Origin of the sequence: Sphingomonas sp. PP-CC-1A-547, assembly GCF_003610375.1 — a bacterium.
Lineage (GTDB): Bacteria > Pseudomonadota > Alphaproteobacteria > Sphingomonadales > Sphingomonadaceae > Sphingomonas.
In genome coordinates, this window is the sequence record NZ_RAPZ01000017.1 from 50,600 (window position 1) to 57,300 (window position 6,701).

The 6,701-nt window shown below is 61.1% G+C and carries 7 protein-coding genes; all 7 read right to left on the reverse strand.

The features are described 5' to 3' along the window. Positions 1 to 20: 20 nt before the first annotated feature. Entirely contained in the window at positions 21 to 1,310 is a 1,290-nt protein-coding gene (locus tag C8J39_RS18100) for a restriction endonuclease subunit S (RefSeq protein ID WP_120301720.1), read from the reverse strand. Beyond that, on the reverse strand, positions 1,310 to 2,413 hold the full coding sequence (locus tag C8J39_RS18105) for a Fic family protein (RefSeq protein WP_120301721.1): 1,104 nt from the start codon (positions 2,411 to 2,413) through the stop codon (positions 1,310 to 1,312). The genes C8J39_RS18100 and C8J39_RS18105 overlap by 1 nt, the downstream gene beginning before the upstream one ends. 111 nt (positions 2,414 to 2,524) lie before the next feature. Beyond that, positions 2,525 to 4,081 carry a class I SAM-dependent DNA methyltransferase gene (locus C8J39_RS18110; RefSeq protein WP_120301722.1) on the reverse strand — a complete coding sequence of 519 codons (1,557 nt, stop codon included), beginning with the start codon at positions 4,079 to 4,081 and terminating at the stop codon, positions 2,525 to 2,527. Between the two features lie 63 nt (positions 4,082 to 4,144). After that, positions 4,145 to 4,450, reverse strand: coding sequence for a hypothetical protein (locus C8J39_RS19200; protein WP_243650251.1), 306 nt, complete (start codon positions 4,448 to 4,450; stop codon positions 4,145 to 4,147). Positions 4,451 to 4,644: 194 nt separating this feature from the next. Then, the gene (locus tag C8J39_RS18120; protein ID WP_120301723.1) at positions 4,645 to 5,211 is read right to left on the reverse strand and encodes a recombinase family protein; all 567 of its coding nucleotides are present in this window, start codon (positions 5,209 to 5,211) and stop codon (positions 4,645 to 4,647) included. Positions 5,212 to 5,307: 96 nt separating this feature from the next. Continuing rightward, positions 5,308 to 5,892, reverse strand: a complete 585-nt coding sequence (locus tag C8J39_RS18125; RefSeq protein WP_120301724.1) for a recombinase family protein — start codon at positions 5,890 to 5,892, stop codon at positions 5,308 to 5,310. 594 nt (positions 5,893 to 6,486) lie between these two features. Further along, positions 6,487 to 6,701: hypothetical protein (locus C8J39_RS18975; protein WP_220669836.1), on the reverse strand; the 215-nt coding region annotated here is incomplete at its 5' end.

Genomic DNA, 6,701 nt, shown 5'->3' on the forward strand with positions numbered 1-6,701 from the left:
CCTTCGGTGGAGGGGGCGGGTCAGCACAGCGCCGCGACGGCGCTTTCGGCATCGCGGACGCGGATGGCGCCGGACATCAGCTTGGGGAGGAGCGTGTCGCGGGTTTCGGCGAGGGCGCGGGATTCGCGCTCGCTCGACGCGATCTGGTCAAATATGGGGTCGAGGATCGTTCCGAGCGCTTGCCAAAGCTTGTCGCTATCAGGAATGACAGCCGGGTAGCGGGCGACGGCGTCCGCATTGGCACGTTGCCTGCCGGACGTACCTGTCATGCTCTGAATGGCATGGCGTCGGAACTCGTCATCGCGTGCGACAAGGTACGAAACTGCAGAAGGGATCGCAGGCTTCGTCCTCAACACTATGAACTCGGTCGAGCCCCATCCCACGCTGTTTTCCGGCAGATTCTGGACGTATCCAGTTTTCCCGTTCTCCAGACATGGCGTGATGCGTGCCAGCAATGTGTCACCGTTGCGAAACCGTGTCCCGGATGAATACACGCGATCGATCGGCAAGTCGGTGGTTGAACCGCGCGTGGGTAGCGCCGCCATGTCCAGATACGGGGCAACGACGCCACTCTTGAGCGGCTCTTTCGGAGAAATACTCATCAGATCGGCCAGCGATCCGAGGCGCCAGCTTGCTGGAACATCGTCGTCACCAAGCCGGTCGGGAAAGAGCGACCAGAGATCGGGGGCGAGATAGGCGGCGCTGCCTTCGGCTTTGGCGCGGGTGGGGCCGAAATCGACGAACCAGTCCCGGAACAACGCCCGCGCGCTCGCCTCCAGCGTCTCGTTCATCCGCCGATTGAGTTCGATCTTGTCGTCTATCGTCTGTAGCACGCCCAAAATGTTATCTTGGATAGCGAGTGACGGAAGCATGAACTTCAGAGTCCGGGCGGAACCGACGTTGAAATGTTGCTGGACGGCGCCAACGGTATGAGAATCAATATGATGCCCAGCGAGAGAATTTATAACGTAGCTAAGAAAGTGGGGCCGAACCCGATCACCGCAACGAATAATTACTAAATCGGAGCAATTGGCTTCGGGAAGACTGACCGGTATCACAGAGCAGGCGCCCGGCCTTCCCGTTCTCACAATGACAACATCACCTGGAGATAGTGCGGATTTGCGAAGTGTATTGTGAAAGGTACGATTGATATATTTAAGACCATCCGATTTGATTTTGAATGGCGCAACGTTCAATGATCTTAAGAATGGGACGCCGCTCGTTTCGTAATCGTCTGCCATCGATCCAACGTGACCTACGGTGACATCTTTGGCGATCTCGTCTATAGTTACGCTATACCAATCGGTCATCACGCGGCCCCATCCACGAACAGCGCAACCAGCCGTTGGTTGATATAATAATTGTTCCGCCCGATCCGGTGTTTGGTCAGCAAGCCCCCCTCCGCCAGTTCGTCGAGATATTTGGTCGCAGTCGGGCGCGACACGGTCAGTTCGGTCTGCACATAGTCGATCCGAGTATAAGGGTGGCGGAACAGGTTGTTGAGCAGGTCCTGCGAATAGATCCTGGCGTGGTCGGCGCGCAGGCGCTGCTTAAAATCGGCCATGAGGCCGTGGATCGCCTCGATCAGGCGGAGCGTCTCCTGCGCAGTCTCGGCGACGCCGCGCAGCATGTAGAGCAGCCACGGTTCCCAATCGCCGGTATCGCGCACCGATTGCAGCAGCCGGTAATAGTCCGCCTTGCGGCTCGTGATGAACCGACTGAGATACAGGATCGGGATGTCGAGCAGTCCGGTCCGCGTCAGGTACAGCACGTTGATGATCCGACCTAGCCGACCGTTGCCGTCGGGGAAGGGGTGGATGCTTTCGAACTGGTGATGAATGATCGCCATCTTGACCAGCGGGTCGAGATCGCTGTGCCCGCGCCCGCCGATGTCGTCATCGTTGATGAAGATCTCCAGCGCGTTCATGTGCGCGACTATCGCGTTGGCGTCCTGCGGCGGGATATACACCATCGCGCCGGTCTGGTCGTTCTTGAGCGCAGTGCCCGGCGTCGCGCGAAACCCGCTGTCGGTGCGTTTGAGCATCTGGAACATGGTGATGATCATGGTGTTAGTCAGCAGCCCGCTCAGCCGGTGCTGTTCGCTGAAGCCATGGCGCAGCGCGTCGGCATAGAGCGCGACTTCCTTCGCTGCCGGGGACGACGGATTCTCGGGAAAGGCGCGCGCCTGGAACAGCTCGTCCTGCGTGGTGACGATGTTCTCGATCTCGGAGCTCGCCTTGGCTTCCTGCATTGCGAGCGTGTCGATCAGAATGCCCTGGTTGGGGATCGACGCGGCGCGGCCCTTCAGCTCGGCGAGGTGCCGGTGCGCCTGCGCGAGCGCGCGCAGCACGGCGGGCGTTTCCTCCAGCCCCGGCGGGGGCAGGTCGGGGATGCGGTAGCTGGGCGTCAGCATGGAGCAGGGGCGTCGTTCAACATTCTGCCGAAGAGTTTGCACATGGTGTGCGACGTGTAAAGAAAACCACGTTTTCTTGGCACGTCGCGCGGACGTGTAAAAAAGCGGGCATCAGTCCGCGGGGACGATGACGTCGGCGAGCCGCTGGCGGATCACCTTGGTCAGCCGCGCGCTTTGGGCGAACTGCTCCTCCAGCGTCGCCTGCAACGCGGCGAAGCGTTCGGGGAAGGGCGTGCCGTCCTCCTCGACATCCTCGGCGCCCACATAGCGGCCCGGGGTCAGGATATAGCCATGCCCTGCGATCACGTCATGCGATGCGGCGCAGGCGAAGCCTAGGATGTCTGCATAGCCTTCGCCTTCGCGCCATGCATGATAGGTGTCCGCGATCCGGGCGATGTCGCCGTCGCTGAACTCGCGCCGGGTACGATCGACCATATGGCCGAGCTTGCGCGCGTCGATGAACAGGATCTCGCCGCGGCGGTCGCGCAGTTTCTTGTCGCGGCCGACGCCGTTCGACTTGTCCTTGGCGAGGAACCAGATGCACACTGGGATCTGCGTCGAATAGAAGAGCTGCCCCGGCATCGCGATCATGCAGTCGATCACATCGCCGTCGACCATCGCGCGGCGGATATCGCCTTCGCCATTCTGGCTCGACGACATCGACCCGTTGGCGAGGATCACGCCTGCGGTGCCGGTCGGCGCGAGGTGGTGGAGGATGTGCTGGAGCCAGCCGAAATTGGCGTTGCCCGCAGGCGGTGCGCCGAATTTCCAGCGCGCGTCTTCTTTCAGCCGGTCGCCGCCCCAGTCGGAAATGTTGAACGGCGGGTTGGCGAGCACATAATCGGCGCGCAGGTCGGGCAGCTCGTCCTTGTGGAAGCTGCCCTCGCTGTTCCATTTGATCTCGGCATCGATACCGCGCACCGCGAGGTTCATCATCGCGAGGCGCCAGGTCGTATGGTTCGATTCCTGGCCATAGATGGCGATGTCGCCGATCCTCCCGCCGTGGCTTTCGACGAACTTCTCGGACTGGACGAACATCCCGCCGCTGCCGCAGCACGGATCGTACACGCGGCCTTTATAGGGCTCGAGCATCTCGACCATCGTGCGCACGACCGAGCGGGGCGTGTAGAATTCCCCGCCGCGCTTGCCCTCGCTGCCGGCGAACTGGCCGAGAAAATATTCGTACACGCGGCCGAGCACGTCGCGCGACCGGTCGGCATCGTCGCGGAACCCGATGCCTGAGACGAGATCGATCAGCTCGCCGAGCATCACCGCGTTGAGCCCGGGGCGCGCATAGTCCTTGGGCAGCACGCCCTTGAGCCCGGCGTTAACCTTCTCGATTTCGAGCATGGCGTCGTCGATGATCTTGCCGATGCCGGGCTGCTTGGCGTTCGCCTGCAGGTGCGACCAGCGGGCGTCCTTGGGGACCCAGAAGACGTTGTCGGCGCGATACTCGTCCTCGTCCTCGGCGCCCTCGGGATATTCCGCGAGGAGCTGCGCGCGCTTCGCTTCGAACCCTTCCGAAATGTGCTTGAGGAAAATCAGACCGAGCGCGACATGCTTGTAGTCGGACGGCTCCATGTTGCCGCGGAGCTTGTCGGCCGCCTTGAACAGCTCGGTTTCAAAGCCGAGGTCTCCGCCGGTCGCGGCCTTTGGTGCTTTTGCCATGGTTGTTCGACGCTATCCCTTTAATGTGTTCCGGTAGCGGTCCGGATCGAAGAACGAAAAGCTTTATCGGCTAGAACCGTACATCGATCGGTGATCGTCGAGCATGCTGATCGGCGTAGGGGTAATCCAGTCGGCGCCGCGCAGCGGATACGGACCGTAGAACAGGTCGCCGAGCGCGCGACGATAATGCGCGTTCATCCAGCGCCGGCGACGATGTTCGGGGCCGTCATGGATCATGTGGCAGCGTTGGCAGAGCGCTGCCAGCCTGTGCAGCGCGCTGTCGCTGGGATCATGGTCGAGATGCGCGCAGGCGAGGACGACCGGCGTCCAGCGGCCTTTCAAGAGAATGTTCTCCAAGGGGCGCCGCACGCGCCGCCCCTTGCCGTTGCGCCAGCATAGCCGGCTCCTGTCCCACCACCGTCCGTCGCCTAGGTGGAAGACCCGTTGCCCGTGCGGCCGCGCACAATGTTCGCACCGCCCCTTTGCCCTGCCGAAGCGAACGTGCTGCGACAGCTGTGGCCAGTCGATCGGGTAGAGAAAGACGTGTTCTGGACGGATCGGCATCAGGTTAGCCCGGGTGCAGCGGCCGTCAGCGCGCGGTAGAGCGTGGCGTGGTGGCATTTGAGCAGCTTGGCTGCTTCGCGCACCGAAGTTCCCTCGGCGACCAGTCGCTGGCCCAGGGCGATCTGTTCGGTCGTCAGCTTGGGCGGCCGTCCGAAGCGAACCCCTCGCGCCTTTGCCGCGATCCGCCCGCTGCTGGTGCGTTGGTGGATCAGCTCGCGCTCAAACTCGGCAATGCCAGCGAATACGGTCAGCACCATGCGGCCCGCTGGCGAGGTCGTATCTGCCCAAGGTTCAGCCAACGAGCGCAGGCCAGCGCCAGCCTCCTTCAGCTTCTCGGCAATGTCGAGCAGGTCGCGGGTGGAGCGTGCCAGTCGATCGAGCCGCGTCACCACGACTGTATCTTCGTCGCGCAGCTGCTCGATCATCTTGGTCAGCTCGGGGCGGTCACGCTTCGCGCCCGAGATCTTTTCCTCGAAAGTCCGCTTGCATCCGGCCTCTTTCAACGCGGCACGTTGCAGGCGGAGTTCCTGGTCATCGGTGGACACACGGGCGTAGCCAATCAGCATGTCGCATAACTGTATCTAAAAACATATATTACGCAACAGATTTTTGCGACATCAGTGCTTGAGTGAAGGCGAGCGTTTGGCGCCCTGTCGCGAAACTTAGGCCTTCGCTGGTGTGATCCAACCGATCCGCGCTAGCGTGCCAAGCAGTGTAGAGCGCGGTACCTTGAAGGTCCGGCAGACAGACGCCTTACTGGCTCCGCCATCCAGTGCGACGGTAATCCGTTCGAGCGTTTCCGCGTCGATCATCGGCGGGCGGCCACCCTGGCGTCCCCGGCGTTTGGCCGCGGCCAGTCCCGCCATCACCCGTTCACGCGTCAGCGCACGCTCATATTGTGCCAACGCGCCGAACAGCGAAAACAGCAACTCGCCGTGCGGCGTCGTCGTATCCATCTGCTCGGTCAGCGACCGGAACGCGATGCCCCGCGCCTTCAGGTCTGTGACGATCGCCAGCAGGTGCTGCAGCGAGCGTCCGAGCCGGTCGAGCTTCCACACGACCAGCGTGTCGCCCGCGTTCAGATAGTCGAGACAGGCTTTTAGTCCTGGCCGATCGTCGCGCGCGCCGGATGCCTTGTCGGTATACAGATGACGATGATCGACGCCGGCCGTGACCAGCGCGTCGCGCTGGAGATCGACCGTCTGGCGATCGTCGGCCGACGAAACCCGCATATATCCGACCAGCATGTACGACAAACCCTCGAAAGCATGTTCTCGCACCCCCTACCAAAGCGACAGGGTTTGTCGATCATTAAGGGCTGAGGCGGGTGTGGTTCGGCGAAAGCGCAGACCCGGGGGTGTCGCCTATCATGTGTTTTCCGACACTGGCGGGGCTAGTCGGCGCTTAAAAACGGCAGGGCCGTTCACGCCCACACCCGGACGCTCGGGTTAGTAATTCGGAGTCCCGGTAGTAGTCATTCGTTCAGTGGGATTATGGGGAACTTTCCAGACATGAGTTGCAATCGGGGCGCTCGGGATTGGTAAAGCTGTCTAGTTACGGCCAATGGGCAAGCGCGGTAAAATGGATCGCAAAAGCGATTACGCTGATATAATCTGGCATCGGAGGTAAATGCAGAAATGGAAAGTAGCCGTCAGCTGGAGAGCATCGCCCTCGCAATTGCTCCAATGCTAGCGGCTTCTGTATCCGAAGTATGGATCGTGGCAGAAGTTCATGACGACTGGATACAGAGGCGCTACGATGTCGTGTGCAACGGTAAGCTTGTTGAGGGGGTGGAAGGTGAGAGAACCATGAACCGATCCGTCAATGATGCTCTATCCGCCCTAAGGCGTGACATGCTTAAAGAGAGTCAGGAAGATTGGCATCATTGCACCTATGTTTTGAGGTCTGACGGAATCTTCAAAATGGAGTTCGATCGTAGCAGACCGCCGAGCGTGTGAATGTAACGATAGATACTCCTGTAAAAGGAGGCAGCGCCACAGAATGTCGGCCATCGCCAGCACCTTCCCGAAAGCCGCCGTTCCGCTTTCCTGCCCAT

Coding starts and splice junctions, on each gene's coding strand:
- C8J39_RS18105 (WP_120301721.1), bottom strand. CDS start 2,413: ATGCTGACGCCCAGCTACCGCATCCCCGACCTGCCCCCGCCGGGGCTG.
- C8J39_RS18125 (WP_120301724.1), bottom strand. CDS start 5,892: ATGCTGGTCGGATATATGCGGGTTTCGTCGGCCGACGATCGCCAGACG.
- C8J39_RS18120 (WP_120301723.1), bottom strand. CDS start 5,211: ATGCTGATTGGCTACGCCCGTGTGTCCACCGATGACCAGGAACTCCGC.
- C8J39_RS18110 (WP_120301722.1), bottom strand. CDS start 4,081: ATGGCAAAAGCACCAAAGGCCGCGACCGGCGGAGACCTCGGCTTTGAA.
- C8J39_RS18100 (WP_120301720.1), bottom strand. CDS start 1,310: ATGACCGATTGGTATAGCGTAACTATAGACGAGATCGCCAAAGATGTC.